Consider the following 26175-nt stretch of genomic DNA (forward strand, 5'->3'; position numbering starts at 1 on the left):
CTATGCGTGCGATGATTCTTCGCTATGGCAGGTCACTACCCCCCGCCTCGGCCGGCGCCTCCGTACGGTCCGCCTGCCTACGGCCCGCCGCCGCAGTACCGGTACGTCCCGGCGCGCAGGCCGCCGCGCCGCAGCGCCGGCGGGACGATCGCGGGGATCTTCGGCGGGCTGACGGCGTTCGTCGTCCTCGGCATCCTCGGCTTCTCGCTGTTCGGCGGCGAGGGCGGCATCGGCACCCACGTCCGTTCCGCCGCGCCGCGGACGGCGTCGCGCAGCACGGCGACCGACAACAAGCTGTACGCGACGGGTGCGCTGACGCCGGTGCGGTGCGTCCTGCCCCGGCTCGTGCCGGGCCCGGCGTCCATGCGCCGGTTCATGAACGTCCTGAGCGACTGCCTGGACGCGTCGTGGAGCAAGCAGTTCAAGAAGGCCGGGATACGGTTCGACACGCCGAACCGGGTCTTCTGGCAGACGCCGGGGTCGAGCCCGTGCGGCAGCTACCCGGCGCCGGGCGCGTCCGCGTTCTACTGCCCGGCGAACAACACGATGTACGTGGGTCTGACGAACGTGGTGGAGACGTCCGGCGGCGAGCCGCTGTCGCACTACGCGGTGTTCGCGCGGGTCATCGCGCACGAGTACGGCCACCACGTCCAGGACCGGGCGGGCATCCTGCTGTACGGCGACGCCGAGATGGAGAAGGGCGACACCGCGACCCGGACGGAGGCGAGCCGCCGCATCGAGCTGCAGGCGCAGTGCTTCGCCGGGACGTTCCTCAGCTCGGAGCGGGCGACGCTGCCGATGACGCAGGCCCAGTACACCGCGATGATCATCGACGTGCGGGGGCGCGGCGACGAGCGGCTGCCGCCCGACCAGCGCGACCACGGGTCCGGACGGCACTACGCGGGCTGGGTGATCGCCGGCTTCAAGGGCCGCGACCTGTCGGTCTGCAACACCTGGACGGTCCCGCCCTCCGACGTCAGCTGACCTCCGGCCCCGCCCGCCGGCCCGTGTGGGCCGGGCGCGGGCTACTCATGGGTAATTGAGCCCCGGTACTCATGCCCGCCGCGCCGCGCCGCCGCAGACTCGGGCCATGACGAACTCCACACCGCCCGCGCAGGCGGGCAGCACCGCGTTCTTCGTCCAGGCCGCGATCTCGTTCGTGGTCTCCAGCGTCGCCGTCGCCGCCGGCGTGGTCTACCTGCCGGTGAGCGCGTGGGTCCGGGCGTTCCTGGCGGTCGGCCTGCTGTACGTGATCACCTCGACGTTCACCCTGGCCAAGTGCGTCCGGGACCGCCAGGAGAGCCAGGCGGTCACCAGCCGCGTCGACCAGGCGCGGCTCGACAAGCTGCTCGCCGAGCACGACCCCTTCGCCACCCCGTCCGCGTGACCCGGCGCCCCCCGGGCCGCATGGCCGGTTCCGGCCTCCGCGCGGCGCGCGGAGGCCGGACGCATGGACGTCCCCGGTCAGCGGCGCGCGGACGGGCCGAACGCCCCGTCCCGGATCCGCGCCATCAGCGCACGGCCCTCGTCGCTGCTGATGACGAGGACGCCGGCGCCGGGGGCCTTGCTGTCGCGGAACGCGACCAGCCCGCCGGCCGGACGGCACACCTCGACGCATTCGTTGCCGTCCCGCGAGAAGCGGCTCTTACGCCATTCGAGCGTGTCCGAAATCCCTCCGGGAATCGCAGGTACGCTGCCCATACGAGTAGTGCCTTTCTAGTCGATGCCTTCGTCTGGCCGGGCCTGCTCGCCACGGTGGGCGGCGTCCTGCCGCAATCAGGACGCCGCCCGCGGCAGGCCCCCGCATCTCTCTGGGTGTGGGGGCTTGTCGCGTTTGCCGAGCCGATCCGAGGGGCGGTGCTCGCGCGCGTGAAACGGACATCCTCACCGCGCTTTCCGGTCGCTGCCGGGCGGCGGCAGCGTCGGGCGGCCGGTGAACCAGCCGGGGGCCTCCGGTGTCGGGTCCTGGAGAATCTCGGTGAGGATCTCCAGGCTTCTCTCCGGCCGGTGTGCAAGGATCCCGAGCGTGTTCAACGCGTCCATATGCGCGATGACATCCGACGGTTCAGTCAGGTAGTTGATTCCTGCCAGCCCTTCGCGGCACATGACGTCCGGCAGGGCCCTGTCGCTGAAGCGGAGCATGGTGATCTGGCCGCGAGTCGCCCGGCGGGGCCGCGATCCCGCTGGTAGTACCTGCAAAGTCACGTTCGGCCACGTACTCATGCCAATCAGGTGGGCGATCTGCTCACGCCATACGCGCCGAGAACCCACCGGCCGACGCAACGCCTTTTCGTCCACGATGGCCCACAATCTGCGTTCGCCGTTCGCGCTGAACCGCCGCTGCCGCGCCATCCGCAGGCGGACGAGCTCGTCGACGTCGTGCGCCGACAGGTGTGGGCCGCCTTGAGCCGTGACGGTACGGGCGTACGCCTCCGTCTGCAGGAGGCCGGGAACGAAGGGGATCCCGCACGTCCGGATCAGCGAGGAGGACTCCTCGAGCCCCGAATAGGCGCGTAGCCAGGCGGCGGGTTCGTCGTCGTCCTGCTCTACCCGGCCGGGTGACGTGGCCCCGCGCGTCAGTTCGAGCAGTGAGCCGGTCAGTGGCCCGTCCTCGACCCCGTACAGGGTGAGCAGCGCGATCACATCCTGCTCCCTGAGGCCCACCCGTCCGAGCTCCATACGGCTGATCTTGGAAGGGGAGGCGCCGATCGCGCTGCCGGCCTCCCGCTTGGAAAGGTCGCGCGCTTCGCGGAGGCGGTGCAGCACCATCCCCAACAGAACGCGTTCGGGGAAGGTGGCACCGGCGGGTTTCGGCGCGACGCCCTTCGCCCTGCCGTACGCGCTCCGTTGATCGATCCTCGCTCGGGCGGTCCGCCGGGGACCAGGGCCGCGCAGCAGGCGATCGCAAGCTATGGCCCATAGGCGCATCTCACCGGCGTCGGCCCTGCAGAGTTCCACGATCCGCAGCACCTCGTGCGGCCGCGGCTCGCGGAGCCCATAGAACAGGCCGGACATCTGCGCCCCCGCCAGGACGGCGTAGGCGTCGGTGCCCGTCGCCTCGCTGGAGAGTTGTGGCAGCCGGTGCGGTTCGAGCCCAGCCCGGCGACACAGCCGCCGGAGCATGCCCACCAACTCGTCCGGTGTCGTGGCCTGGAGGGGATCGTCGACCTGCGGTGACGGGACCGCCGCCCGCCGCTCGGCGGTGGTAGGGCTGGTCAGCTCTCTGGCGGGGACGGGATCACCGGCCGCCCGGCCTTCCCCGTCCAGCAGGGCGGCCGTCGATCGCCATTGCCGGCGCCACCCCTCGACGTCGCCGCCGCATGCCTCGACGTACGCCCGTGTCACCTCCCAGGTCGGGAACCACCGCCCGGACGCGGCCTTGGCGAGCGCCGTGCGCCCGCAATGGCAGACGGCCTCCATGGTCCGGTAACTGGGACCACCGGCCTCGGCCCTCAACCGGCGCAGGGCTTGGGCGAATGCGGCGACGGGGCCGGCCGATGGATCCAGAGGAGTCTCGGGTCGCGGCATCGCCGCGCCCGGTTAACGGCGCACCGCCGGTGGCGGCGGCGCGTCGGCCGTCCTCACCAGCGTGGTCCGCCTAGCCAGCGGGAAGTCGTGCACGGTACCCTTGCCTCTCGCATCTTTGAACAGAATTCGACTCGGTTCGGCGATCTTCCGATAAGAGGCCGCAGGATCGATCCCCATCATTGCCGTGAAGGGGAACCGCGGGACGCGTCTCTCGTCGTCATTGTTTTCCGGCAGGCAAACTACTATCCGCCCGCCCGGCGCGTGCTGTGATTGGTCAACTCGATGACTATCCGCGAGGCTCGAGCCGGCTGTCAAGCGCCCGTTGTCCGCAACGACCAATGTCAATCGCCTTGTCAGGAAGTGCACAGGTGGACGATCATGGGCCGCCGAAAAACCGGGACAACCGCGGAGAGTCGAAGCACTCGCTGGTCGGAGCCGTGGTCGCCTAAAGGCCTGTGCGCTCGAAGGTTGTGGACAACGCTCCGGCGTACTTTTCTTGAGCTCTCCCGGTGGACGGGCGTGTCAGACGAGCGTCGTGCCGGGTACCCCAATCGACGCATCCATTATTCGACTCGGAACGGCGATTGGCATCAGGGGTCCCTTGTTGCCGCAAGGGGCCCCTACTCATTCCTCGTGAACCCGGTGTCCTTTTAACGACCATCCCGGGTGTGATGTCCCGCGGTGGGGCCGGTGTGCGGCGGGCGGCATTTCCGGGAGCGTTACCGGGCGGGTGTCGATCGGCGCGGGTGGATGGGTTCGCCGGGTTCTCGCGCGGCCGCCCACTTGGCGCAGTCCTCCCCTCGTGCGGCCGTCCGCGGGCGCGTGCACCCCCGGGTGCGCGGCGCGGATGCCGGTGTGCGTGACTGTGAGGGGACTCACGGCCGAGTGCTAGCTGATGTGCTTGCAATAGCAAGCACGATGACGCAGGGTGGAGACATGGCAAGTTCGAAGGTCGGCTCGATCGGGGAGTACATCCGGGAGCAGCGGACGCGGGCGAAGATCTCGCTGCGCCAGCTCGCGGACGTCTCGGGCATCTCCAACCCGTACCTGAGCCAGATCGAGCGCGGGCTGCGCAAGCCGAGCGCCGAGATCCTGCAGCAGATCGCCAAGGGGCTGCGGATCTCCGCCGAGGCGCTGTACGTGCAGGCCGGAATCCTGGAGGAGCGCGAGGCCGACACCGACGTGCAGGCCGCCGTCCGGGCCGACCTCCTCCTCACGGAGCGCCAGAAGCAGGTGCTGCTCGACATCTACGAGTCGTTCCGCAAGGAGAACGAAGCCGCAGGCGTGTTCGGAGAAGCCGGGCACGACACCCCAGAGCAGGATGGAAAGGAAGAGGTCGGATGACGCTGGCCAGCAGTCTCCGTGAGAACAAGGCCGTCTACGCCGTGGCCGGCGCCGGCGACTTCGCGGTGGAGAAGCTCCGCGAGGTCCCCGAGCAGGTGACGCGGTACCAGGGCAGGGCCCGCGAGGCCGCGTCCAAGTACCAGGGCGAGGTCCGCGAGACCGTCGAGCGCTACCGCGGTGAGGTCCGCAAGACCGTGGACCGCTACCGCGACGAGGTCGGCCGCGTGCAGGAGCGCGTCGACGCCAAGGACCTGCCGGGCGCCGCGGTCGCGTACGTGACCCACGTCGGCACCCGCACCGTCGAGTTCATCGACGAGCTGACCGAGCGCGGCAAGCGCGTCGTGCACCGCGAGGCCGCCGAGGTCGCCGCGATCGCCGAGGCGGACGCCGAGCCCGCGCCGAAGGCGCGCACCGCGCAGCCGAAGAAGGCCCCGCAGGCCCGCTCCGCCAAGAAGAGCGGCGCCTGAGGCGCACCCGCCTGAGCAGCGGTTTCAGGGCCCGTCCGGGAACACCCGGGCGGGCCCTGACGTCTTTCACTGTGAACGGGACCCGGCCAGGAGGCCCGCCGGGCGCGGTCGCGGGCTCGCGGATCAGGGGCCGGCGGACGGGATCCGGCCCCGTCGACCGTGGTTCCGGGCCGGGGCTGGACGGGCCGCATAGGGTTGGGACGCAAGGTGCGCGACGCGAGGGTCGCCGTCCGAGACGAGCGGGAGTGCTGATCACCGATGGCGGACTTCAGTGTGCTGGACTACTTCTTCTGGCTGCTGCTGATCATCGCGTTCGTGATGGAGGCCTGGGCGCTGATCGACGCGCTGACCGTGCCGCAGGGCGCGTACGCGGCGGCGAGCAAGCAGAGCAAGAAGCTGTGGATGATCATCCTGATCGTCGCGGCGGTGGTCGGCGGCGCGTACGCGGCCGTGCCCTACGCGCTCGGCGTGCACCCGATCGCTCTGCTGCTGAACATCCTGCCGGTCGCCGCGTTCATCGCGGGGGCCGTCTACCTGGCCGACGTCCGGCCGGCCGTCGCCCCGTTCAAGAAGCGCGGCGGCGGGCGCGGCAGCACGAACATGGGCCCGTACGGCCCCTGGTGAACCGGCCGCGCGCGCTGCGGCGGGGGTTCTAGGGTGATCGCATGAGCACGGAGACCCTGGGGCGGACGACCCGGCTGGAACTGGACGACCAGGCGCTGCGCGAGTGGGAGGCCGTCGTCCTGGACGCGGGTCCGGACGGGATCGTCCTGGACCGCTCGGCGTTCTATCCGGGCGGCGGCGGGCAGCCGCCGGACCACGGCGTCCTGCTGTGGCAGGGCGTGCAGACGCGGATCGCGGGCGTCCGCAAGGGCGACGACCTGGTGCTGATCCCGGTGGAGGACGACCCGGTCCCGCCGGTCGGCACGGTGGTGCGCGGCGCGGTCGAGGACGCGCGCCGCACCGCGCTCATGCGCACCCATTCGGGGCTGCACCTGCTGTGCGGGGTGGTGTTCCGCGACTACGGCTGCCTCGTGACGGGCGGCAACATGGAGCCGCTGACCGCGCGGATGGACTTCGATCTGCGCGAGGTGCCGCCGGGGTTCAAGCAGACCGTCGAGGACGCCTGCAACAAGGAGATCGAGGCGGACCGGCGCATCGACGTCCGGACGCTGCCGCGCGACGAGGCGTTCGAGATCCCCGACATCATCCGGACGGCGACGAACCTGGTCCCGCCGGAGGTCCAGGACGTCCGGATCGTCGACATCGTCGGGCTCGACACGCAGGCGGACGGCGGCACGCACGTCGGCTCGACGCGGCAGATCGGCCGGATCACGGTGGCGAAGGTGGAGAACAAGGGGCGCGGCTTCCGCCGCCTGCGCATCAGGATCGAGGACTGACGGGGCCGGGCACCGGGAGCGGGCGCCTCCGCTCGGGGTGCCCGACGTTCTAGGGGGACGGCTCGTCCCAGGGCCGGTTCAGCGCGTCGACGGTGACCAGGCCGTTCTCGATGATGGTGACGGCGCGGTCCAGGGCCGTCCGCATCGACAGCGGGTCGTAGCCGTGGCGGCGGCAGTGCACCACGACGGCCTGCATACCGCCGACGGCGATGCCCGCCGCGGCGGCGGCGTCGATCTCGTCTATGTCGGGGCAGAGATCGTGGAGGAGGCCCTCGATCTTCTCCTGGGTGTCGGTGAGGCGCTGTAGCGCGCGCGCCTGCAGGCCAGGGCGTTCGAGGACCAGCGAAACCTGCACGGCGCCGTACTCGCCGTGCTCGCTGACGATCGCCTCCAGGACGTCGACGACGCCGCGCCGGATCGTCTGGATGGGGGACTCGCCGGGGATGCGGTCGGCGAGGCGTTCGGCGACCTCCGCGAGCCGGTCGTCGACCTCGGCGAAGACGACGTCCTCCTTGCTCGGGAAGTAGCCGAAGAACGTGCGGGGCGCGATGTCGGCGGCGGCGGCGATGTCGGCGATCGTCGTCTCCTCGTAGCCGCGCTCGGCGAACAGCCGCAGCGCGGCGGTCGCGATGGCGTGCCGGGTGCGGCGCTTCTTGCGCTCGCGCAGGCCGGTCCGCTCGTCCATGTGACGGACGTTACCATGACTGCAAAGTTGCATCTATTGCAAATATGCACGGAGACATGCTCTTCTGCGAGCATGGCCCGTTTCCTGGACGCTCTGGGGCGTTTGTGCGTGCGCCGGCGGCGCGCCGTCTTCGAGCTCTGGTTCGCGCTGATGCTCGGCGCCGGCGTCCTCGGCCTCATGCACGGCGGCATGTTCGTCCAGCAGAGCAGCCTGCCCGGCACCGAGACCCAGCAGGCGATCGACACCCTCGCCCGGGACTTCCCGGCGCAGACCGGGCCCACCGCGACGGTCGTGTTCGCGCAGACGCCGGAGGCGAGCCCGGCGGACTGGCGCGTCGCCCTCACCATCGGCCAGTCGATCGAGAACATCGGCAGGCTCGACCGGGTCGCGTTCGTGCAGAACCCGTACGCCTCCGGCATGGGCGGGCTCAAGGACGACAAGGCCGTCGTCGTCCAGCTCAACTTCAAGGGCACGATGAGCGACCTGACCGCCGCCGACCTCGGCCGCCTCCGCGAGGCCGTCGAGCCCGCCCGGATGACCGGGCTGGACGTCAAGTTCGGCGGCATCGCCGCGATGCTCCTCAACCAGCCGAAGACCGGCCCGCAGGAGGGCGCCGGGCTCTTCCTGGCGGTGCTGGTGCTGCTCCTCGCGTTCGGGTCGTTCCTCGCCGCCGGCATCCCGATCATCGTGTCGCTGTGCGGGCTCGCCGTCGCCTACTCGCTGATCCACTTCTCCGCGTCGCTCTTCCAGGTCGCGCCGACCGCGCCGGAGGTCGCCGCGATGCTCGGCATCGGCGCCGGCATCGACTACGCGCTGTTCATCGTCACCCGCTACCGGCAGCAACTCGCCGAGGGCGACGACACCGAGACCGCCGTCGGGCGCGCCATGGCGCACTCCGGCCACGCCGTCGTGTTCGCCGGCGGGACGGTCGTGTTCGCGATCTGCGGGCTGTTCCTGTCCGGCGTCGGGTTCATCGGCCGGATCGGGCTCGCCACCGCCGTCGCCGTGGCGATCATGGTGGCGGCGTCGCTGACCCTGCTGCCCGCCGTGCTCGGCGCGCTCGGCCCCCGCATCGACCGGTACCGGCTGCCGCGCGTCCGGCCCGACCGCTCGTCCGCCCGCTGGACGGCCTGGGGCCGGCACGTCGACCGGCACGCCTGGCCGTACGCGATCGTCGCGACCCTCGTCCTGCTCGCCCTCGCCGTGCCGACCCTCAGCCTGCGGTTCGGCGTGATGGCCGACAGCATGTCGTCGAAGAAACTGGAGGCGCGGCAGGCGTACGACATCGTCGCGCGGGAGTTCGGCGCCGGCCACTACAGCCCGTTCGTCGTCGTCGCGGAGGCGCCCGGCCCGGAACGGACCGCCAAGCGCAAGCCGCCCGTCGTGAAGGGCCCCCAGGGCCTCGGCGGCCTCACCGGCCCGGCCACGGAGCCGCCCGCCTCCTCCGCGCCCGCCGCGCCGGCCGTGAAGGGCGCCCCCGACCTCAGCAAGAAGCCCGACAAGCAGGCCACGCTCATCGCCCAGGAGCTCCGGCAGCGCATCTCCGCGGTGCCGGGCGTGGTGTCCGTCGGCGAGCCCGTCGTCATCGGCACCACCGCGACGCTGCTGGTCGTCCCCCGCGACGCCCCGCACGAGCAGTCGACCACCGACCTCGTCCACCGGCTCCGCGACACCGCGATCCCCGCCGTCCGCGACGCGCACCCCGGCGCGAAGGCCTACCTCGGCGGCGAGAACCCCGCGATCATCGACCTCGCCGACACCGTCGGGTCCCGGATGCGGACCGTCGTGATCGCCGTCGTCGGCGTCGCGCTGCTGCTCCTGGTCATCGCGTTCCGCTCGATCGTCGTGCCGATCAAGGCCGCGCTGATGAACCTGCTGTCGATCGGCGCCTCGTTCGGCGTCGTCACCGCCGTGTTCCAGTGGGGCTGGGGCGTCCACCTCCTCGGCGTCGACCAGGCCATCCCGATCATGTCGTTCGTGCCGCTGTTCATGTTCGCGCTGATCTTCGGGCTGTCCATGGACTACGAGGTGTTCCTGCTGTCCCGGATCAAGGAGGAGTACGAGCGGTCCGGCGACCCGCACGAGAGCGTGGTGATCGGCATCGGCGCCACCGCCCGGCTGATCACCTCCGCCGCGCTCATCATGATCTTCGTGTTCGCCGGGTTCGTCCCGCAGCCGGACCCGACCGTCAAGATGATGGCGCTCGGCCTCGCCGTCGCCGTCGCCGTGGACGCCACGGTCGTCCGGCTCGTCCTGGTGCCCGCGCTGATGAGCCTGCTCGGGCACGCGAACTGGTGGTGGCCCGGCCGGGGCCGTCCCGTCCCGCCGCCCCCGCCCGCCCCGGCCCCTGCGCCCGTCGCCGAACAGCTCGAACTCGAAGCCATCCCGTGACCGCCGGGCGGCCGTCCCGCGCCGTGATCAATACGGGATAATCAAGGTCTGACCGGGCGAATCGCACGGACCGTTCCCACCGGAGGGCCGTGCGCGTCCGGATCCGCCCCTCCGCACCCGTCGCCGACCGCGACGGCAGAAGACGAGACGACATGCTGTTTTCGATCCCCGAGCCCGGCTGGTGGGTGATCGCGATCGCCGCGACGGCGTTCTTCATGCTGGGCATCCGCGCCCTGCCCGCCGGGCTGGACATTCCGGACGACGTGCGCGCCGAGTGGGCCGGGCGGAGCGGCCGCGGCAAGCGGGCGTTCTACGTGCGGACGCCGCTGGTCGCCGCGGGCGTCCTGGCGACGAGCCTGCTCCGCCCCGGGCCGTCGTCGCCGATGCTGTTCCTGTTCAGCGTCGCGTTCGCCGCCATCCCGATCGCGATCTTCCCCGTGCGCGGCCGGATGCTCAGGGCGTACCTCGCGCAAAGGGAGCGCCCCGACACCGGCGAGCAGCCCGACGCCCGGGAGCAGCCCGCCACCAGGGAGAAGTCCGGCACCCGGGAGCAGCAGCCCAACGCCAAGGACAAGCCGGACCGGCTGGCGGTGGCCTGGATCGTCGCCGTCCTCTCCGTGGCGATCCTCGCCGCCGTCCTCGCCCTGATGAGCAGCCCGTACGGCTCCCCGGCCTGACGCCCGCGCGGCCCGGTCCGGGCGGGCGCGCTGTCGGAGGTGGTCGCTACCGTTCCGGCATGATCTCCCGCCCCACCGAGAGCTGGCGGCCGCTCGGCGTCCATTCCGACGCGTTCCTGGAGTGGGTCGACCAGGCGCTGCACGCGTTCGAGACCGAGCTGGGCACCCTGGACGTCACCTCCGACCAGGCCGTCATGGCCGCCGTCGAGCACGTGGTCGTCGCGCTGAACGAGGTCGACGGCACCGACGGCGGCGGCTTCGACACCGTCGACCGCGAAGAACTCTGCGACTACATCGACCACGCGGTCACGGCCGCCGGCGTCGACGTCGAGGCGCTGGCCCGCCGCCAGAACTTCGACCCGTCCGCGCTCACCGACCGGTGGCGGGACTGGTGAGACGGGCGGCCGGCGAGCATCCGCCGGCGCCGGTCCGCAGGGCGGCGATGAGTTCCGGGGATGGGGACGGTCTGCCTGGGTAGTGACCACCCACGACCGTCAGGAGCGGGGACATGGGGAAAGTCAGCACCTGCCTGTGGTTCGACGGCCAGGCCGAGGAGGCGGCGCGGTTCTACACGTCCGTCGTGAAGAACTCGCGGATCACCGGCGTCGTGCCGTACGGCGAGGCCGGCCCGGGCGAGCCGGGCTCGGTCATGATCGTGATGTTCGAGCTGGACGGGCAGCAGTTCATCGGCCTCAACGGCGGCCCGCAGTTCACCTTCGACGAGGCGGTGTCCGTCCACGTCACCTGCGACTCGCAGGAGGAGATCGACGAGCTGTGGAGCACCCTCACCGCGGCCGGCGGCGAGGAGGGCCCCTGCGGGTGGCTGAAGGACAGGTTCGGGCTGTCCTGGCAGATCGACTCGCGGGCGCTGCACGAGATGATCGTCTCGCCGGACCAGGAGGGCGCGGCCAGGGCGACCAAGGCGATGCTCGCCATGAAGAAGCTGGACGTCCAGGCGCTGCAGGACGCCTTCGACGGCAAGTCCTGAGCACCGGCGCCGAACCGCGCGCCGAACCGCGCGCCGAACCGCGCGCCGGGGGCGCGGGCGGGGTCGCCCGCGCCCATGGCGTCCTCACTCGGACGCGCGCGGCCGGACGGCCGGGAAGCCGTGGACGCGGGCGCCCGCGACGGCGGCGAAGGCCGGGACCAGGAGCAGCAGGACGCTCCAGGGGAGGGACGCCGTGCCGAGCGCGTCGAGCAGGACCCCGCCGGCGATCCCGCCCGCGGCCATCGCGACGTTCCACAGGGTGACCAGCATGGCCTGGGCGGCGTCGGCGGCGCTGCCTCCGGCGTCGGCGGCGGCCGTCTGGAGCAGGGTGGGGACGCCTCCCCAGCCGAGGCCCCACAGCAGCGCCGCCAGGTAGACGAGCGCCTCGTCGTGGGCGGGGACGGCGAGCACGCCCGCCGCCGCGCCGACCAGCAGGACGCTGGCGACGGCGAGGGCGCGCAGGCGCCGGTCGATGCGGGCCCCGGTGAACCAGATGCTCACCAGCGAGGCGATCCCGAACGCCAGCAGGACCAGGTCGGTCGAGCCGCCCATGCCGACATGCTTCAGGAACGCGGCGATGTAGGCGTAGAGGATGGTGTGGGCCAGGACGAAGACGAGCGTCACGAACAGGACCGGCGCGACGCCCGGGACGGTCAGCGCCCGCAGCATCCCGGGCCGCTCCTGCGAGGGCTGCCCCGGGTGGTCGGGGACGGTCGCGACGATCCAGCCGAGCAGGACGGCGGTGAGGCCCGTCATGATCAGGAAGGGCGACCGCCAGCCGAGCGCCCCGCCGACGAAGGTGCCCGCCGGAACGCCCAGGGACAGGGCGACCGGGATGCCGGACATGGCGACGGCGACCGCCTTGCCCTGGAGGCGGGCCGGTGCGAGGCGGCGGGCGTAGCCGGCGAGGAGGGCCCACGCGAGCCCGGCGGCCACCCCGGCGACGAACCGGGCGATCAGGGTCAGCGCGTAGTCGGACGACACGGCGGTGACGGTGTTGGCCGCGGCGAACCCGGCCATGGACGCCAGGAGCAGCCGCTTGCGCCGCCATCCGGCGGTGGCGGCGGTCAGCGGGATGGCGGTGAGGGCGGTGCCGGCGGCGTAGACCGTCACCGCCTGGCCCGCCGCGGACTCGCTGACGTGGAGGCCGTCGCTCATGGCGGGCAGGACCCCGGCGGGGAGCGTCTCGGTGAGGCTGGTGATGAAGACGGCGGTGGCCAGGGCCGCCAGCGCGGCCATCGGAAGCTTCTCTTCGCGGACCGGCACCCGCGCATCGGCGGGCCGGTCGATGCTCTCGGTCGACATGCCGGGTATCGTCAAACCTTCACATCCATGTGAAGGTCAACCCGGCACCGCGTGAGGTGGATCATATGCGCATCGGTCGGCTCTCGGAAGTGACCGGCGTCTCCCGGCGGCTCCTGCGCTACTACGAGGAGCAGGGCCTCATCGTCTCGCAGCGCTGCGCGAACGGCTACCGCGACTACGACGAGCAGACCGTGGACCGCGTTCTCCAGGTCCGCGGGCTGCTGGACGCGGGACTGCCGACCCGCATCATCAAGCAGATCCTGCCGTGCCTCGACAAGCCGCGGAACATCGTCTTCTCCGACGCCACACCGGAGATGCTCGCGACCCTGGAGGCCGAGCTCGACCGCATGACCCGGCGGATCGAGTGCCTCGCCCGCAACCGCGACGCGATCGCCGACTACCTCGGCGAGGTCCGCGCGCATGCCCGCGCGGACGTCGCCTGAGCGTCCGTCCGCCTACTGTTGGCACGGCCAACGAATGGGCATATAGTTGGTGTTACCAATGTTGGCCGTGCCAATGAAATGAGGACGCCATGCCCACCAGCGCGCCGACCGCCGACCGCATCGAGATCACCGACCTGTTCACCCGCTTCGCCCGCCTGCTCGACGAGGGGCGCTGGGACGACGCCGGCACCGTCTTCACCGACGACGTGGCGGTGCACTCGCCGCGCGGCGGCGAACTCCGCGGCCTGGACAAGGTCGTCGACTTCATGCGGCAGGGCGAGGTCGAGGGGCAGCGCACCCAGCACACGACCACCGACCTGCTGGTGGACCTCGACGGCGACCAGGCGGCCGCCTCGTCCAACTCGATCGTGTACTACTACCGAGACGGCCGGGCGCCCCACTTCACGGGCGGCCTGCGGCAGGACTGCACCGCGGTGCGGACCCCAGCGGGCTGGCGCCTCAGCGAGGTGCGGATCACGCCCGCCTGGACCCGCGAGAACTAGACGTCCGCCGGATCGCCGGGCGGGTTCTGGAGGAACCACTCCACGATGCCCGGCATCCGCGGCTCGAACGCTCCGGGGACGGAGATGTTGAGCGCCCCGGCCCGCTCGCCGGTGCGGTTCTGGAAGTCGTGGGGCGTGCCGCCGGGGGCCAGCACGAACGAGCCTTTCGGGGCGTCGATCCAGCGGTCCCCAATGAGGAAGGTCATCGTGCCGTCGAGGACGTAGAAGACGTCGTCCTCCGGATGGTGGTGCGCCCCAGGCCCCGTGGTGTGCGGTTCGAGCCACCACTCTGAGATCGAGTAGCGGTCGGCTGTCTCCGGGCCGTCCGCCTTGAACACCGCGTTGATGCGCCCCATGGCGTAGTGGCGCCCCTCGCCGGGCGCCCGATGAACGGGAAGCCGCCCGTCCGGGTTCGTCGTCATGCCCCCGGACGCTAATCACCCCACCCCACCCGAGTCTTGGACGAATGGGAGCTCGCGTCATCAAGCTCTGCGGCGGGACCTCACCGCCAGGGGCGGACCTCGCCGAACTGCACGAGCTCACCGTAGGTTTCCGGACGGACCGGTCCGAGAGCCAGGCGGAGCAGGGCGGCAGCGGCGTCTTCGGGCGTCTGGGCCTCGGCCATGTTCTCGAACCAGGGCCGCGACGCCGCAGTGTCCACCAGTCCGGGGCACACCGCCGCGACGAGCGTGCCGTCGACCTCGTCCCGCTCGCGGCGCTCGCGGGCCAGCACCCGCACGGCGGCGACCTGCCCCACCTTGGACGGGATGTTGATCCAGTCGGGCCAGCCCTCGGCGGCGGCCGTACCGGCGGTCACCGCGTCCCGCCAGGCCAGCATGGCGGCGTCGACGTCATCGAGCGACATCATCTCGGTGTCGAACCGTCCGTGCAGGCTCGCGGGGAGGTTGCGCAGGGTGCCGAAGTCGCTGGCCACCACCAGCAGCCGGCCACCGGGCCGCAGGATGGGGGAGAACGAGCGCAGCATGCGCGTGGTGCCGAGATTGTTGGTGTCCACGAACGGCCCCACCAGCTCAGCCCATGGCGTGTCCGGGGTCAGCCGCGCCGCGGCGTTGGAGAACACGATGTCCACCCCGCCGTGCCGCTCCCGCACCTCGTCGGCGAACGCGGCCACCGCCGCGTCCTCGGTCACGTCCAGCACGCGAGTGCGGACTTCGGCGACCGGCGCGGCGATGCGTGCCGCGGCCGCCTCGATCCTTCCGGCGTCGCGGCCCGTCAGGTAGACGACGTCCTCGGCGGCGAGACCTCGCGCCAGCCCCTCGGCGAGAGCGAACCCGAGTCCCTGGTTGGCCCCCGTGACAACAGAGATACGACCCATAGCCGCATACTCTGCCCCAGCCAGGCACCGATCGGTTCCCAAGGCCCGGTCTATCCCGAGGGGACCACCGCCGTCATGCGTCGAGTCGTGGGGGGCTAGAGGTGCTTGATGGCGTCCGTGAGGTGCCGGAACTCGCCGCGGCTGAGGACGAGCATCGGGCCGTCCGGGTCCTTGCTGTCCCGAACCGCCACGACACCCGTCCCGTCCGCCACCTCAACGCAGTTGTCGTTCTGCACAGTGCTCCGCGACGCCTTCCGCCAGCCTGACTCGGAGCCCGACACTGCGGCCAGTTCGACGCAGGCGTCTCCATCGTCATGACTACGGGACGTCTTGCGCCAGGCGTTCTCAGCGACCGATACGGACGCGACCTCGACGCAGTCGTCTCCTGACTCGTTGCTTCGCCGCGTCTTGCGCCAGACCAGCTCGGACTTCGGCACCACTGCGAGTTCGAGGCAAGCGTCGCCTGACTCATTGCTGCGGCGCGCTTTGCGCCAGGTCAGCGCGGACCTCGGGAAGGAGGCGAGTTCGATGCAGTTATCACCTTGCTCGCTGCTGTAAGAGGATCTGCGCCAGGCGACGTCACCCAATTCCAACACCTCGCCAATGCGGGAGAAGGCTCTACCTGCAGGCTAGATGTTTTTGAGGGTCTCGGCCAGGTGTCGGAAGTCGCTGCGGCTCACGATGATTTTGGGGCCGCTGGGGTCCTTGCTGTCACGGAGGGCCACGATGTTCGGCACTCCCGTGACCTCAACGCAGTTGTCTCCCTGTGCTGTGCTACGCGAAGCCTTGCGCCACACTGCTTTGCTCAGGTCCATCTCTCGTCAATCACCCTTCTGATCAGCGCTCGGGTGTCTCTCACATTGAGCGCCTCTGACTGCAGACTAGCGAATGCCTCGTTGAGGTTGGCAAGATCGGTGGGATTTGCGCTGGTCATGCCCTCCGTCGCGGTGACGATGTACGCGGCATCGCTACGATCTGTTTGCGTGGCGATGGCGAAGGCCGCTCGCGCCTCCTCCACGTATACGGTCGGGAGTACCTGAATTCGGATGCCGTCTCGCTCTGACAACTCGACCAGATATTGGAGTTGATCTCGCATGATTTCTGGTGAACCGATCTCCCTGTAGAGGACGCTTTCCTCCAGCACCACGAAGATTCTGGGAGTGGGTTCGGCTAGGACATGTGCTTGCCTGTTCAAACGCGTTGTAAGCATGTCTGGGTCCTTGATGATGACCTTTGTGTATGCCTCCGTCTGGAACAGGCCGTTGACAATGTGGGTCTCGTAGACGCGGATGAGGTTGGCCGTTGACTCGGCCTTCGGGAAGTTGACGAAGTACGCGGCGTACTTGATGGACTTCATCTTCTCCAGCAACTCGTGCCACGCCCGGATGATGTCCCCGTCGGCCTGGAGGGCGTTGTCCAGGCGCGTAGCGAAGTCGAGGCGGCATCGGGTCTTGCCGAGTTCGACGTGGCCGATGTACGCGCGAGTGACGTTCGTCAGGGCGCCGAGTTCGGCCTGCTTGAGTCCCGCGGCTTCGCGCAATCTCCTGACCTCGGCGCCGAACGACTGGAGTTCCGGGGTGCGCATCCTGTTTTCGATGGTGGAGGCCATGACGATCTTCCTTAGGGGGGAGCAATCGAGGTGCTAGTAAAAGCAACCCGATTGAGAGTGTTCTTGAAGTCGCCTGTCATCGTACGAGTTTCTGTGGCCTCATGGTGTTCGTTCGATAACAGAGAGTGATTTAGGGCGGGATCTGCCGATTCGTGGTGTGGGCCGTCCGAGGTCGCCGACGTTCGCGCTCGAAGGGCGTACACCGATGGAGCCAGCAGCATTCACGCCGGAGTCACCGGCTCTCGTGCTCGCGCCGACCGATCAGGCGCCGGGCCAGGCACGCCGCTTCCTCGTGGAGCGGTTCGAAGAACTGGGGATCGCGGAGACCTACGTGGGACGTGTCGTGGTTACCGAGCTGGTGACCAACAGCTACAAGCACGTCGGGTTCGGGCACATCGTCGTTCGCGTCCTGCCGGACGTGCGGGACGGGCTCGTGCGGATCGAGGTCTGGGACCAGGGCGCGGGCACGCCCGAAGTCCGTCCGGAGAACTACGAGGCGACAAGCGGGCGAGGGCTGCTGATGCTGGCGCAGCTCGTGCAGGACTGGGGCGTCCGGCCGCTCGTCGAGGAGGGGAAGGTCATATGGGCGGCCTACGCGCCTTGAGGCCGTGCGTCCTGCGGCGGCGCACCGGGCGTCGCGCCGCCGCGACGCATCATCTCGATCTGCTCGCCGTCGCCGTCCTCGCGAAGGGCTACCGGTTCGTGAAGCTCTACCGCGCCGAGGAACTGCCGGCCCGGCCGCTGCTGCTGTGGGTGTTCGCGTTCGGGCGCGGGCACCGGCACGTGCGGGTGGCGGTCGGTGTCCACGCCACGTCCGGCGGGGCGTGGGGCTACTTCGAGGACGTGGGCGGTGGGCGTCGCTTCCTCGCGCGCTGCGGTGACGCGGAAGCGGCGGCCGCGCGGGTCGACGCCGTCCTGAAACACCGCATGTTCCCGTCCACCTGGTGATCGGAGGTCTCGGCCTGAATTGCCGCTTTCGGGGCCGGGTTTTCCCCGGGTTTCGTGACCGGTTGTGGGCAAGGGGACGGATCGGCGGCCGGGCATGCCTAGCGTTTCGCCATGGTCGTGTCTTCCCAGGAGTGGGCGTTGGTGGACGTGGAGACGTCCGGGTTCCGGGCCGTCCAGCACAGGGTGCTCTCCATTGCCGTGGCGACGGTCGGAAAGGACGGGAGGCCGGGGGAGGAGTTCTCGACGCTGCTCGATCCCGGATGCGATCCGGGGCCGGTGCACATTCATGGGCTGACGGCCGATCGGCTGAAGGGGTCGCCGAAGTTCGGTGACGTCGCCGAGCGGGTCGCGGAAATGCTCAAAGGGCGGGTTCTCGTGGCGCACAACGCGCCGTTCGACTACGGATTCCTCGCTCAGGAGTTCCTGCGGGCGGGCAAGAGCCTTCCGGTCGAGTCGAGGTTGTGCACGCTCGCCCTCAACCGGCGCCTGGCTCCGGCGACGTCCGATCTGAAGCTCGCCACCCTGGCCGCGCATTACGGCGTGCGGATGGGGCGGGCGCACGATGCGAGGGAGGACGTCCGGGCGCTCGCCGGGGTGCTGCGGGGGTCGCTCGACGAGGCGGCGCGGCTGGGGGTCCGGCTGCCGCTGGTGACGTGTCCGCCCAAGCAGAACGGGGTCTTCCGGCCGTCCGCGCCGAAGGTCCGCTGCTCCTTCAGGTGCCCGGGGCGTCTCGAAGGAGGGGCGCCGCTCGTCCAGGGCATGAAAATCGCCATCACCGGCGAGACGGATGTTCCGCGCGAGGAACTCGTCGCGCGGGCGGTGGCCGCCGGGTTGAACGTCATGACGTCGGTCAGCCGTTTCACCAGCGTGCTCGTGACCAATGACGGTTCTTCCGCGACGGCCAAGGCCCGCAAGGCGCGGGAGAACGGTGTGCCCGTCATCGACGAGCGCACCTTCCTGCGGCTGCTCGACGACGTGCGGCCGGGGGCACCGCACGGTGAAACGCAGTCCGTGGTCAGGGCGCCGGTTCCGAAGGCCGAGGCCGCGCGGCCGCTGGACGGGCGGCGGGTGCTCGTGCTCGGCGGCACCCACCCGAAGGCGTCCCAGGCGCGGGGACGGGTCGTGGAACTGGGAGGGGCGGCGGCGATCAACCTTTCGGCGAGCGTCACCGACGTGGTGGCCCTCGACGGGGGCGACCGCCGCATGGAACGGGTGGCCGAGCTGGAGCTCCCGGTGCACGAGGAGGGCTGGCTGGAGGCGCCCGAGCGCGGGCCGGTGCGGGCAGGGCCGCGGGTCCTGCCGCGCGGCGGGGCCGTCGACCTGCCTCGCGGCGGGCGGTGGACGGTCGAGGCGTCCTGGGTGCGGCACGCGTCCTGCGAAGTGGACGTGGTGGCGTTCGCGCTGGACGAGGACGGCCAGGTGTCCGGCGACGAGGACTTCGTCTTCTACAACGCGGCGGAGACGCCGGACGGGGCGGTGCGGCTGGTGGCGGACGGCCCGGCCGAGCAGCAGGTCGTCGTGGACCTCGCGGCGCTGCCGGAGGCCGTGCGGACGGTCACCGTCGCGGCCGCGATCGACGGCGACGCGACGTTCGGCGACCTCGGCGCCGTCGAACTGGTGGTGGGCCCGGACGACGCGGAGAGCGCGTTCGTCCAGGCGACGCTCGACGCGGGGACGAGCGAGCGGACGATGCTGCTCGCGGAGCTCTACCGGCGCGGCGACGTCTGGCGGCTGCGGGTGGTCGGCCAGGGGCACGAGTTCGGGCTCGCGGAGCTGGCGCGCGGATTCGGCGTCGCCGTCGACGAGTGATCCCTGCTCAGGGCAAGGTTCACGGGACGGAGGGTGAGGGTTTCGTGGACGTTTCGGGCATGTCGGGTTCGAACGGGTAGACCTGGCTTCGTGCAGGTGAGTTATGCGAGCGAGGCGACGCCGGGGCGGCCGAACGAGGACTTCGTCGCGGCGGGGCCCGGGTGGGTCGTGCTGCTGGACGGGGCGACGGCGCCGCCGGGGGTGGACAGCGGCTGCGTGCACGACCCGGCGTGGCTGGTGCGGCGGCTCGGCGGGCAGATCGCGGCGCGGATGGCGCTGGAGGACGGCAAGCCGCTGCCGGACCTGGTCGCCGAGGCGATCAAGGTGACCGGGGAGGCGCACACCGGCACGTGCGACCTGGCGAACCCGGACAGCCCGTCCGCGACGGTGTCGCTGCTGCGGCGGCGCGGCGGCGCGGTGGAGTGGTTCGTGCTGGCGGACTCGCCGATCGTGCTGGACGTGGGGGAGGTCCGGGTGGTCCGGGACGACCGCGTCGACCGGCTGCCGAGCTACACCCTGGACGCGGTCCGGAAGGCGCGCAACAGCCCGGGCGGGTTCTGGGTGGCGAGCACGAAGCCGGAGGCGGCGTACGAGGGGCTGACCGGCGAGGTGCCCGCCGCGGGGCTGCGGCGGGCGGCGGTGCTGAGCGACGGCGCGTCCCGGCTGGTGGAGCGGTTCGGCCTGCTGGACTGGGACGGCCTGCTGCGCGTGCTGGACGACGAGGGCCCGCGCGAACTGGTCCGGCGGACCCGGGCCGCGGAGGAGGCGGAGGAGGCGGTCGCGCGGGGCAAACGCCACGACGACGCGACCGCCGTCCTCGTCCGCTTCTAGGCCGCGATCAGCGGGTCAGCGGCCCGCCGGGTCAAGCGGCCCGCCGGGTCAGCGGCCCGGCTGGTCAGCGGCCCGCCGGGTCAGCGGGTCGCCGGGGCGATGTGCGACCACCAGCCCGCGAGGTCGTCCGGCAGGTGCATGCCGTCGACGCGCAGGGTCGCGGGCATGCGCGGGAACCGGCGTCCCGCCGGGAAGGTGCGCTCGTAGGACGGCGGGTCCAGGACGACGACGCGGGTGCCGTTGACGGCCGGGATGTCGGCGGGCACGCCCTCGTTGTAGATCCACTCGCCGTGGGCGTCGACGAGGTTCCACGGGCTGGAGGCGATCGGCGGGCCCGGCGGGACGTCCGCGTCCAGGAAGGACGCGACGATCTCGGCCGGCGGCGGGGTGCCGGGCATGCAGCCGGGACGCCCGATGAGGGCGCCGCCGAGCAGCATGTGCAGCTGGAAGTTGTCGCCGATGCCGCCGATGGTGACCGTCCAGCCGTGCCGGGTGGCGCGGTCCAGGACGAGGATCCGCTCGCCGTCCAGCACCCGCAGCAGCGCCTGGACGTGGTCCATGTGCGGCAGGTACTCGGCGGCCTTTCCGGCGGCGAACGCGCGGAAGTCGCGGTCGTCCAGGCCGGTCCGGGTGGCCGGGGACGTCTGCAGGACGGTGCTGGACGCCATCGCGAACTGCGGCAGCGCGAACCACGACATCATCGCGGTCACGGTGCCGTCGCCGAGCACCGGCCGGACGGTGTCGAAGACCTGCTGGGAGGGCTGCTCCTCCTCCATGTCGGGCGGTTTGCCGCCGGTCGCCTCCGTCCAGGCGTTGCCGAACGCGAGGGCCGCCGCGGTCGCCTCGGTGAGCCGGTGGACGACGGCGGGGCCGACCGGGTCGGGGTCGGCGCCGTCCTCGATCCAGGCGCCGGACACGACCGCGAGCCACCCGCCGAGGTTCACCGGCGCCTCGCGGATGCCCTCCGCCATCCGGGGCAGCGCCGCCGCCTTCGCGGCGACGGGCACCGCCTGCGCCTCCCGCATCAGCCGGGGGAGGAGGTCACCGAAGGACCGGTCCTCGACGAGCGCCGCACGGACGATCTCGTCGACGATCTGGTTGAACGCCGCACTCATGAAGATCACCCTGGCACAGCCGGGGCGCCGCGCGAACATTGTGGAATCTGATTCTAGAATGTCGGCATGGAGCCACAGGATTTCGCCGACGTGCTCAAGGCCGTCCGCAGCTTCGTCCGCGACGAGGTCGTCCCCCGCGAGGAGGAGATCGAGGAGACCGACGAGATCCCGGAGCCGCTGCGGCGGACGTCCCGGGACATGGGCCTGTTCGGATACGCCCTGCCCGAGGAGTACGGCGGGCTCGGCCTGTCGCTGAGCGAGGAGGTCCGGCTCGTCTTCGAGCTCGGCTACACCAGCCCCGCGTTCCGCTCCATGTTCGGCACCAGCAACGGCATCGCCGGGCAGGTCCTGGTGCACTCCGGCACCGACGAGCAGAAGGCCGCCTGGCTGCCGCGCCTCGCGTCCGGCGAGATCGTCGGCGCGTTCGCGCTCACCGAGGCCGAGGCCGGCTCCGACCCGAGCACGCTGTCCACGGCCGCCGTCCGCGACGGCGACGACTACGTGATCGACGGCGCCAAGCGGTTCATCACCAACGCCCCCGAGGCCGACGTCTTCATGGTCTTCGCCCGGACCGGCGGCACCGGCTCCCGCGGCATCTCCACCTTCCTCGTCGAGAGCGGCACCCCGGGCCTCAGCGTCGGCCCCGCCGACCAGAAGATGGGCCAGCGCGGCGCCCACACCGCCGAGGTGTTCTTCGACGGCGTCCGCGTCCCCGCGACCGCGATGGTCGGGCCCGAGGGCACCGGCTTCCGCACCGCCATGGCGTCCCTCGCCCACGGGCGCCTCAGCATCGCCGCCCTCTGCGTCGGCCTCGCCCAGCGCATCCTGGACGACACCGTCGAGTACGCGAAGAACCGCAGCCAGGGCGGCAGCGCCATCGGCGAGTACCAGCTCATCCAGGGCCTCATCGCCGACTCCCAGGCCGAGCTGTACGCCGGACGGTCCATGGTGCTGGAGGCCGCCCGCGCCTACGACGCCGGCGAGGACACCAAGCTCGGCCCGTCCTGCGCCAAGTACTTCTGCTCCGAGATGGTCGGACGCGTCGCCGACCGCGGCGTCCAGGTCTTCGGCGGCATGGGCTACATGCGCGGCGTCTCCGTCGAACGGTTCTTCCGCGACGTGCGCCTGTTCCGCATCTACGAGGGCACCAGCCAGATCCAGCAGCTCGTCATCGCCCGGAGCCTGCTGCGCTGACCAGCGGAGACGCCTGCCGGCGGAGTCCCGGGCAATCCAGTTCGCGCGCGGTCCCGAGTCCGTGTATCGTTTTCCCTGCGCGAACGACGCAAGCCCCTTTAGCTCAGTCGGCAGAGCGTCTCCATGGTAAGGAGAAGGTCTACGGTTCGATTCCGTAAAGGGGCTCAACGGCACCACGGCCGCCATCCGGAACGTCGGAGGGCGGCCTTCGTCGTTCCGGGCCGCCGTCCGCCCGCGCGGGGGGAACCTCCGCGCGGGCCGGGACGGGCGGGCGCGGACCGATTCGCTCCGAACGGGGCCCTGTGATACCGTCCCACCGGTTCCAGCAGGGCGTTCGCCAGGTCACCCACATCCACCGGGTACTCTGGGGTTCGGCCCGCGGGGCCGCGGAACACCGATTCCCCGATCACGGTCCGGGAATTCGCGTTTCCGAGGTCAGGTGAGCATCCGGTATCCTTGCTAACCGGTCCACACCGACCAGCGCGGCGGGGTAGCTCAGTCAGGCAGAGCAAGCGGCTCATAATCGCTGTGTCGCCGGTTCAAGTCCGGCCCTCGCTACTACCCATCTCTCTCACCCCCGCGGGGGTGAGCAGGGCTGGGTCGAATCTCCGGCCGCCCTTCCACGGGCGGCCGGGATGCGTAGTCCATGTTCCTAGCTCAGAAAGGCACTCCATCGTGGCTGCCACCGACGTACGGCCGAAGATCACGCTGGCCTGCCAGGAGTGCAAGCACCGCAACTACATCACGCGGAAGAACCGGCGCAACGACCCGGACCGCCTCGAGATCAAGAAGTACTGCCCCAACTGCCGGACCCACCGCCCGCACCGGGAGACCCGCTAACCAGGGTCCGGACGGCACGCGGCCACGCCCGCGCCGTCCGCAGGCAAGGCAGCAGAATCGTCGGCCAGGGCGAACCGGTCATCGCAGGTCCGTTGCACACCTGAACCGGCACGCGAGCGCGTTATCTGACCGGCGAGGCGACGCCGAAGGCGAGCCTCGCCGGGAAGCTCGCGAAGCGAGGTCGCGCTCGCCCGAGCACGGTCAGGGTGCGAGCCGCGAGGCGAGCACCCTGAGCCGGGATCGCAAGAAACACAGCCCGTTTCCCGCGAGTGAGACCCGCGGGGGCGGGCTGAACGTCATTCTGTTACGGTCCGTCGAGACGTTGCAAATGTGCTCGGACGAGGGCGACGCCGCCGCGCGACCCCGCCGGGACCTGGAGGGACGGACTGCATGGCACTCAACCGCGACTTCATCGGGCGAAGCTTCCCACCCACCGACCCGTACGAGGTCTCCCGCGTGAAGATCCGCGAGTTCGCGGACGCCATCGGCGACCACAACCCGATCTACCGCGACCGCGAGGCCGCGAAGGCGGCGGGCCACCCCGACGTCATCGCCCCGCCGACGTTCCCGATCGTGGTGTCGCTCGGCAACGCCGGTCTCGCGGACCCGGACCTCAACCTCAACTACGCGATGGTCGTGCACGGCGAGCAGCGCTTCGAGTACACCCGCCCGATGCGCGCCGGCGACGTCGTGACCTGCACCTCGACGATCACCGAGATCAGGTCGATCGGCAACAACGAGAAGATGGTCATCGAGACGGACGTGAAGACCGTCGAGGGCGAGCTGATCTGCAAGTCCTACAACACGATCGTGGAGCGGGGGGCCTGATGACCGCGAAGGTGAACTACGCAGACGTCGAGGTCGGCACCGAGATCCCCGCGCAGACCTACCCGGTCGACCGCGCGAACCTGGTGATGTACGCGGGCGCGTCCGGCGACTTCAACCCGATCCACTGGCGGGAGAGCTTCGCCAAGGCCGTCGGGCTGCCGGACGTGATCGCGCACGGCATGTTCACGATGGCGCAGGGCGGCCGGTACGTCACCGACTGGGTCGGCGATCCGGGCGCCGTGGTGGACTACGGGGTACGGTTCTCAACGCCGGTCGTGGTGCCCGACGAGGGCGGCGCGACCCTGGAGATCAGCGGCAAGGTGGAGGAGAAGCTCGACGACAACAAGGTCGTCGTGGCGCTCACCGCCCGGTCGAACGACCAGAAGGTCCTCACGCGCGCCAAGGCCGTCGTCCGGCTCGCCTGAGGCGCGCCGGGGCACGCACCGGCCGGGCGTCCGGCCGGTGCGGACGTGCACGTACGGGGAGGGGACAGCACGGTGGCGGTGTTCGCGGAAGAGGTGAACCTGGCCGGGTACACCACGCTGCGGCTGGGCGGTCCGGCGCGGCGCTTCGTCGAGGCGACGTCGGAGGCGGAGCTGGTCGCGGCGGTCCGCAAGGCCGACGACGAGGGCGAGCCGGTGCTGGTGCTCGGCGGCGGCAGCAACCTCGTGGTCGCGGACGCCGGGTTCCCCGGGACCGTGGTGCACGTCGGCGCGCGCGGCGTCGAGCGCACCGCCGGCGAGGGCGACACCGTCCTCGTCCGGGTGCGGGCCGGCGAGGACTGGGACCCGTTCGTCGCGCGCTGCGTGACGGACGGGCTGGCCGGCGTCGAGTGCCTGTCCGGAATCCCTGGACGGGTCGGGGCGACCCCGATCCAGAACGTCGGCGCGTACGGGCAGGACGTCAGCGAGACGATCGTGGAAGTCCGCGCGTATGACCGTCAGGCGCGCGCGTGCGTCACCCTCGACCGCGACGCGTGCCGCTTCACCTACAGGCACAGCGTGTTCAAGGGCAACGACCGGTACGTGGTGCTGGACGTGACGTACGCGCTCCGCGAGACGGAGGAGTCGCAGCCGATCGCGTACGCGGAGCTGGCGAGGCGCCTCGGTGTGAAGCCCGGCGAGCGGGTGTCGCTGAAGGAGGCGCGCGACGCCGTCCTGGAACTGCGGCGCGGCAAGGGCATGGTCCTGGACGCCGCCGACCCCGACTCGCGCAGCGCCGGCTCGTTCTTCACCAACCCGATCCTCACCGCGGAGCAGCTCGCCGTGCTGGAGCGCCGCGTCGCCGAGCGGCTCGGCCCGGACGCGGCGTTCCCGCGCTACCCGGAGCCGGACGGGCGGACCAAGACGTCCGCCGCCTGGCTGATCGACAAGGCGGGGTTCGCGAAGGGCCACGCGCGCGGCCCGGTGCGGATCTCCACCAAGCACACGCTCGCGCTGACGAACCCCGGCGGCGCGTCCACCGAGGATCTGCTGGAGCTGGCCCGGGAGGTCCGCGCGGGCGTCCGCGACGCGTTCGGCGTGGAGCTGGTGAACGAGCCCGTCATGGTCGGCGTCACCCTCTGAACGGACGTCCCAGCACGCCCAGGACCTCCCCGAGCACCGCACTCGCGGCCCTGCGCCGCGCGGGGCTGGACGACCAGACGGCGGGCAGCGCGATGCCGAGGTACACCAGCAGCGCCAGCAGCGCCGCCCCCGCGGCGATCACGATGGCCAGATGCGGAACCGCGGCGAGCGCGGCCAGTGCGGCTACGGCCCTGGCCCGGCCGGCCGTCGGCGACTTAGGCTTCATGCCACGATCCTGAAACGAGCGCGCCCCGTCCGGCTCCCGCTCCGGAGCACTCCGGAGAACTGCGGATCATCGCAGGTCAGGTGGCATGCGGAGGCCCCTCGTTCCGGAGCGCACCGGATTCGACGGACGCCGGAGGGGGTTCG

The 26175-nt window shown here is 71.1% G+C and carries 32 protein-coding genes and 2 tRNA genes; 23 read left to right on the top strand and 11 right to left on the bottom strand.

Annotated features, from left to right (window positions below):
• The first annotated feature begins 24 nt into the window (after positions 1-24).
• Entirely contained in the window at positions 25-984 is a 960-nt protein-coding gene (locus amrb99_RS33790) for a neutral zinc metallopeptidase (protein WP_190863880.1), read from the top strand.
• Positions 985-1090: 106 nt separating this feature from the next.
• Complete coding sequence (locus amrb99_RS33795) at positions 1091-1387, top strand: YiaA/YiaB family inner membrane protein (RefSeq protein ID WP_190863882.1); 297 nt, start codon at positions 1091-1093, stop codon at positions 1385-1387.
• 77 nt (positions 1388-1464) lie between these two features.
• On the opposite strand, the gene amrb99_RS33800 is transcribed toward amrb99_RS33795, so the two are convergent.
• Positions 1465-1701, bottom strand: coding sequence for a DUF397 domain-containing protein (locus amrb99_RS33800; RefSeq protein ID WP_190863884.1), 237 nt, complete (start codon positions 1699-1701; stop codon positions 1465-1467).
• A 183-nt stretch (positions 1702-1884) separates the two neighbouring features.
• Positions 1885-3420 (bottom strand): helix-turn-helix transcriptional regulator, encoded by a 1536-nt coding sequence (locus amrb99_RS33805; RefSeq protein WP_190863887.1) that lies wholly within the window; start codon positions 3418-3420, stop codon positions 1885-1887.
• Positions 3421-4464: 1044 nt separating this feature from the next.
• On the opposite strand from amrb99_RS33805, the gene amrb99_RS33810 reads away from it, so the two are divergent.
• From amrb99_RS33810 to amrb99_RS33825, 4 genes are all read left to right on the top strand, one after another.
• The gene (locus tag amrb99_RS33810; RefSeq protein WP_151540435.1) at positions 4465-4872 is read left to right on the top strand and encodes a helix-turn-helix transcriptional regulator; all 408 of its coding nucleotides are present in this window, start codon (positions 4465-4467) and stop codon (positions 4870-4872) included.
• A complete protein-coding gene (locus amrb99_RS33815; protein WP_190863890.1) occupies positions 4869-5339 on the top strand; it encodes a hypothetical protein in 471 nt (156 codons plus the stop codon). The genes amrb99_RS33810 and amrb99_RS33815 overlap by 4 nt, the downstream gene beginning before the upstream one ends.
• 258 nt (positions 5340-5597) lie before the next feature.
• The gene (locus amrb99_RS33820; protein ID WP_194737415.1) at positions 5598-5963 is read left to right on the top strand and encodes a DUF2516 family protein; all 366 of its coding nucleotides are present in this window, start codon (positions 5598-5600) and stop codon (positions 5961-5963) included.
• Positions 5964-6004: 41 nt separating this feature from the next.
• Positions 6005-6739: an alanyl-tRNA editing protein gene (locus tag amrb99_RS33825; protein WP_190863892.1), complete on the top strand. Its 735-nt coding sequence runs from the start codon at positions 6005-6007 to the stop codon at positions 6737-6739.
• 49 nt (positions 6740-6788) lie between these two features.
• Here amrb99_RS33825 and amrb99_RS33830 read toward each other — a convergent pair whose 3' ends face one another.
• Positions 6789-7424 carry a TetR family transcriptional regulator gene (locus tag amrb99_RS33830; protein ID WP_190863894.1) on the bottom strand — a complete coding sequence of 212 codons (636 nt, stop codon included), beginning with the start codon at positions 7422-7424 and terminating at the stop codon, positions 6789-6791.
• A gap of 72 nt (positions 7425-7496) precedes the next feature.
• On the opposite strand from amrb99_RS33830, the gene amrb99_RS33835 reads away from it, so the two are divergent.
• The 4 genes from amrb99_RS33835 (at position 7497) to amrb99_RS33850 (ending at position 11480) form a co-directional block, all read left to right on the top strand.
• A complete protein-coding gene (locus amrb99_RS33835; protein WP_190863897.1) occupies positions 7497-9815 on the top strand; it encodes an MMPL family transporter in 2319 nt (772 codons plus the stop codon).
• Positions 9816-9967: 152 nt separating this feature from the next.
• The gene (locus tag amrb99_RS33840; RefSeq protein WP_190863900.1) at positions 9968-10492 is read left to right on the top strand and encodes a hypothetical protein; all 525 of its coding nucleotides are present in this window, start codon (positions 9968-9970) and stop codon (positions 10490-10492) included.
• Positions 10493-10551: 59 nt separating this feature from the next.
• Complete coding sequence (locus tag amrb99_RS33845; RefSeq protein WP_190863903.1) at positions 10552-10887, top strand: hypothetical protein; 336 nt, start codon at positions 10552-10554, stop codon at positions 10885-10887.
• Between the two features lie 113 nt (positions 10888-11000).
• Entirely contained in the window at positions 11001-11480 is a 480-nt protein-coding gene (locus amrb99_RS33850) for a VOC family protein (RefSeq protein WP_190863905.1), read from the top strand.
• Between the two features lie 84 nt (positions 11481-11564).
• Here the strand turns inward: amrb99_RS33850 and amrb99_RS33855 are convergent, their stop codons facing one another.
• A complete protein-coding gene (locus amrb99_RS33855) occupies positions 11565-12785 on the bottom strand; it encodes an MFS transporter (RefSeq protein ID WP_190863907.1) in 1221 nt (406 codons plus the stop codon).
• Between the two features lie 65 nt (positions 12786-12850).
• Here amrb99_RS33855 and amrb99_RS33860 point away from each other — a divergent pair, with 65 nt between their 5' ends.
• Both amrb99_RS33860 and amrb99_RS33865 read left to right on the top strand, forming a co-directional pair.
• Positions 12851-13228 (top strand): MerR family transcriptional regulator, encoded by a 378-nt coding sequence (locus amrb99_RS33860; protein ID WP_190863909.1) that lies wholly within the window; start codon positions 12851-12853, stop codon positions 13226-13228.
• 89 nt (positions 13229-13317) lie between these two features.
• Complete coding sequence (locus amrb99_RS33865; RefSeq protein WP_190863911.1) at positions 13318-13731, top strand: nuclear transport factor 2 family protein; 414 nt, start codon at positions 13318-13320, stop codon at positions 13729-13731.
• On the opposite strand, the gene amrb99_RS33870 is transcribed toward amrb99_RS33865, so the two are convergent.
• From amrb99_RS33870 to amrb99_RS33890, 5 genes are all read right to left on the bottom strand, one after another.
• Complete coding sequence (locus tag amrb99_RS33870; protein WP_241756183.1) at positions 13728-14153, bottom strand: cupin domain-containing protein; 426 nt, start codon at positions 14151-14153, stop codon at positions 13728-13730. The two genes, amrb99_RS33865 and amrb99_RS33870, sit on opposite strands and share 4 nt — an antisense overlap.
• Positions 14154-14233: 80 nt before the next feature.
• Positions 14234-15067, bottom strand: a complete 834-nt coding sequence (locus amrb99_RS33875; protein ID WP_190863913.1) for an SDR family NAD(P)-dependent oxidoreductase — start codon at positions 15065-15067, stop codon at positions 14234-14236.
• A 95-nt stretch (positions 15068-15162) separates the two neighbouring features.
• On the bottom strand, positions 15163-15654 hold the full coding sequence (locus amrb99_RS33880) for a DUF397 domain-containing protein (RefSeq protein WP_190863915.1): 492 nt from the start codon (positions 15652-15654) through the stop codon (positions 15163-15165).
• A gap of 42 nt (positions 15655-15696) precedes the next feature.
• Positions 15697-15882 (bottom strand): DUF397 domain-containing protein, encoded by a 186-nt coding sequence (locus amrb99_RS33885; RefSeq protein ID WP_190863917.1) that lies wholly within the window; start codon positions 15880-15882, stop codon positions 15697-15699.
• A complete protein-coding gene (locus amrb99_RS33890; protein ID WP_190863919.1) occupies positions 15873-16676 on the bottom strand; it encodes a helix-turn-helix transcriptional regulator in 804 nt (267 codons plus the stop codon). Before amrb99_RS33890 ends, amrb99_RS33885 begins: the two co-directional genes overlap by 10 nt.
• 205 nt (positions 16677-16881) lie before the next feature.
• Here amrb99_RS33890 and amrb99_RS33895 point away from each other — a divergent pair, with 205 nt between their 5' ends.
• From amrb99_RS33895 to amrb99_RS33910, 4 genes are all read left to right on the top strand, one after another.
• Complete coding sequence (locus amrb99_RS33895) at positions 16882-17280, top strand: ATP-binding protein (RefSeq protein ID WP_190863922.1); 399 nt, start codon at positions 16882-16884, stop codon at positions 17278-17280.
• On the top strand, positions 17259-17624 hold the full coding sequence (locus amrb99_RS33900; protein WP_190863924.1) for a hypothetical protein: 366 nt from the start codon (positions 17259-17261) through the stop codon (positions 17622-17624). Before amrb99_RS33895 ends, amrb99_RS33900 begins: the two co-directional genes overlap by 22 nt.
• Positions 17625-17735: 111 nt before the next feature.
• Positions 17736-19433, top strand: coding sequence for a TerD family protein (locus amrb99_RS33905; RefSeq protein ID WP_190863926.1), 1698 nt, complete (start codon positions 17736-17738; stop codon positions 19431-19433).
• Between the two features lie 90 nt (positions 19434-19523).
• Positions 19524-20264 carry a protein phosphatase 2C domain-containing protein gene (locus tag amrb99_RS33910; protein ID WP_190863928.1) on the top strand — a complete coding sequence of 247 codons (741 nt, stop codon included), beginning with the start codon at positions 19524-19526 and terminating at the stop codon, positions 20262-20264.
• Between the two features lie 80 nt (positions 20265-20344).
• Here amrb99_RS33910 and amrb99_RS33915 read toward each other — a convergent pair whose 3' ends face one another.
• The gene (locus amrb99_RS33915) at positions 20345-21379 is read right to left on the bottom strand and encodes a hypothetical protein (protein ID WP_190863930.1); all 1035 of its coding nucleotides are present in this window, start codon (positions 21377-21379) and stop codon (positions 20345-20347) included.
• A 66-nt stretch (positions 21380-21445) separates the two neighbouring features.
• Here amrb99_RS33915 and amrb99_RS33920 point away from each other — a divergent pair, with 66 nt between their 5' ends.
• The 7 genes from amrb99_RS33920 to amrb99_RS33950 all read left to right on the top strand — a co-directional run bounded on the left by amrb99_RS33920 (position 21446) and on the right by amrb99_RS33950 (position 25806).
• The gene (locus amrb99_RS33920) at positions 21446-22573 is read left to right on the top strand and encodes an acyl-CoA dehydrogenase family protein (protein ID WP_190863932.1); all 1128 of its coding nucleotides are present in this window, start codon (positions 21446-21448) and stop codon (positions 22571-22573) included.
• 92 nt (positions 22574-22665) lie between these two features.
• Positions 22666-22738 (top strand) — tRNA-Thr (locus tag amrb99_RS33925).
• Positions 22739-23057: 319 nt separating this feature from the next.
• Positions 23058-23131 (top strand) — tRNA-Met (locus tag amrb99_RS33930).
• A gap of 117 nt (positions 23132-23248) precedes the next feature.
• Positions 23249-23413 carry a 50S ribosomal protein L33 gene (rpmG, locus tag amrb99_RS33935; protein WP_026404241.1) on the top strand — a complete coding sequence of 55 codons (165 nt, stop codon included), beginning with the start codon at positions 23249-23251 and terminating at the stop codon, positions 23411-23413.
• Between the two features lie 390 nt (positions 23414-23803).
• A complete protein-coding gene (locus tag amrb99_RS33940; RefSeq protein ID WP_190863934.1) occupies positions 23804-24241 on the top strand; it encodes a MaoC family dehydratase N-terminal domain-containing protein in 438 nt (145 codons plus the stop codon).
• A complete protein-coding gene (locus tag amrb99_RS33945; RefSeq protein ID WP_190863936.1) occupies positions 24241-24666 on the top strand; it encodes a MaoC family dehydratase in 426 nt (141 codons plus the stop codon). The genes amrb99_RS33940 and amrb99_RS33945 overlap by 1 nt, the downstream gene beginning before the upstream one ends.
• A gap of 72 nt (positions 24667-24738) precedes the next feature.
• A complete protein-coding gene (locus amrb99_RS33950; protein WP_190863990.1) occupies positions 24739-25806 on the top strand; it encodes a UDP-N-acetylmuramate dehydrogenase in 1068 nt (355 codons plus the stop codon).
• Here amrb99_RS33950 and amrb99_RS33955 read toward each other — a convergent pair.
• Complete coding sequence (locus amrb99_RS33955; protein WP_190863995.1) at positions 25796-26032, bottom strand: hypothetical protein; 237 nt, start codon at positions 26030-26032, stop codon at positions 25796-25798. The genes amrb99_RS33950 and amrb99_RS33955 overlap by 11 nt on opposite strands.
• Between the last annotated feature and the right edge of the window lie 143 nt (positions 26033-26175).

Origin of the sequence: Actinomadura sp. RB99 (assembly GCF_014706005.1) — a bacterium.
Classification (GTDB): Bacteria; Actinomycetota; Actinomycetes; order Streptosporangiales; family Streptosporangiaceae; genus Spirillospora.

Coding starts and splice junctions, on each gene's coding strand:
- amrb99_RS33790 (WP_190863880.1), top strand. CDS start 25: ATGGCAGGTCACTACCCCCCGCCTCGGCCGGCGCCTCCGTACGGTCCG.
- amrb99_RS33795 (WP_190863882.1), top strand. CDS start 1,091: ATGACGAACTCCACACCGCCCGCGCAGGCGGGCAGCACCGCGTTCTTC.
- amrb99_RS33800 (WP_190863884.1), bottom strand. CDS start 1,701: ATGGGCAGCGTACCTGCGATTCCCGGAGGGATTTCGGACACGCTCGAA.
- amrb99_RS33805 (WP_190863887.1), bottom strand. CDS start 3,420: ATGGAGGCCGTCTGCCATTGCGGGCGCACGGCGCTCGCCAAGGCCGCG.
- amrb99_RS33810 (WP_151540435.1), top strand. CDS start 4,465: ATGGCAAGTTCGAAGGTCGGCTCGATCGGGGAGTACATCCGGGAGCAG.
- amrb99_RS33815 (WP_190863890.1), top strand. CDS start 4,869: ATGACGCTGGCCAGCAGTCTCCGTGAGAACAAGGCCGTCTACGCCGTG.
- amrb99_RS33820 (WP_194737415.1), top strand. CDS start 5,598: ATGGCGGACTTCAGTGTGCTGGACTACTTCTTCTGGCTGCTGCTGATC.
- amrb99_RS33825 (WP_190863892.1), top strand. CDS start 6,005: ATGAGCACGGAGACCCTGGGGCGGACGACCCGGCTGGAACTGGACGAC.
- amrb99_RS33830 (WP_190863894.1), bottom strand. CDS start 7,424: ATGGACGAGCGGACCGGCCTGCGCGAGCGCAAGAAGCGCCGCACCCGG.
- amrb99_RS33835 (WP_190863897.1), top strand. CDS start 7,497: ATGGCCCGTTTCCTGGACGCTCTGGGGCGTTTGTGCGTGCGCCGGCGG.
- amrb99_RS33840 (WP_190863900.1), top strand. CDS start 9,968: ATGCTGTTTTCGATCCCCGAGCCCGGCTGGTGGGTGATCGCGATCGCC.
- amrb99_RS33845 (WP_190863903.1), top strand. CDS start 10,552: ATGATCTCCCGCCCCACCGAGAGCTGGCGGCCGCTCGGCGTCCATTCC.
- amrb99_RS33850 (WP_190863905.1), top strand. CDS start 11,001: ATGGGGAAAGTCAGCACCTGCCTGTGGTTCGACGGCCAGGCCGAGGAG.
- amrb99_RS33855 (WP_190863907.1), bottom strand. CDS start 12,785: ATGTCGACCGAGAGCATCGACCGGCCCGCCGATGCGCGGGTGCCGGTC.
- amrb99_RS33860 (WP_190863909.1), top strand. CDS start 12,851: ATGCGCATCGGTCGGCTCTCGGAAGTGACCGGCGTCTCCCGGCGGCTC.
- amrb99_RS33865 (WP_190863911.1), top strand. CDS start 13,318: ATGCCCACCAGCGCGCCGACCGCCGACCGCATCGAGATCACCGACCTG.
- amrb99_RS33870 (WP_241756183.1), bottom strand. CDS start 14,153: ATGACGACGAACCCGGACGGGCGGCTTCCCGTTCATCGGGCGCCCGGC.
- amrb99_RS33875 (WP_190863913.1), bottom strand. CDS start 15,067: ATGGGTCGTATCTCTGTTGTCACGGGGGCCAACCAGGGACTCGGGTTC.
- amrb99_RS33885 (WP_190863917.1), bottom strand. CDS start 15,882: ATGGACCTGAGCAAAGCAGTGTGGCGCAAGGCTTCGCGTAGCACAGCA.
- amrb99_RS33890 (WP_190863919.1), bottom strand. CDS start 16,676: ATGGCCTCCACCATCGAAAACAGGATGCGCACCCCGGAACTCCAGTCG.
- amrb99_RS33895 (WP_190863922.1), top strand. CDS start 16,882: ATGGAGCCAGCAGCATTCACGCCGGAGTCACCGGCTCTCGTGCTCGCG.
- amrb99_RS33900 (WP_190863924.1), top strand. CDS start 17,259: ATGGGCGGCCTACGCGCCTTGAGGCCGTGCGTCCTGCGGCGGCGCACC.
- amrb99_RS33905 (WP_190863926.1), top strand. CDS start 17,736: ATGGTCGTGTCTTCCCAGGAGTGGGCGTTGGTGGACGTGGAGACGTCC.
- amrb99_RS33915 (WP_190863930.1), bottom strand. CDS start 21,379: ATGAGTGCGGCGTTCAACCAGATCGTCGACGAGATCGTCCGTGCGGCG.
- amrb99_RS33920 (WP_190863932.1), top strand. CDS start 21,446: ATGGAGCCACAGGATTTCGCCGACGTGCTCAAGGCCGTCCGCAGCTTC.
- amrb99_RS33940 (WP_190863934.1), top strand. CDS start 23,804: ATGGCACTCAACCGCGACTTCATCGGGCGAAGCTTCCCACCCACCGAC.
- amrb99_RS33945 (WP_190863936.1), top strand. CDS start 24,241: ATGACCGCGAAGGTGAACTACGCAGACGTCGAGGTCGGCACCGAGATC.
- amrb99_RS33955 (WP_190863995.1), bottom strand. CDS start 26,032: ATGAAGCCTAAGTCGCCGACGGCCGGCCGGGCCAGGGCCGTAGCCGCA.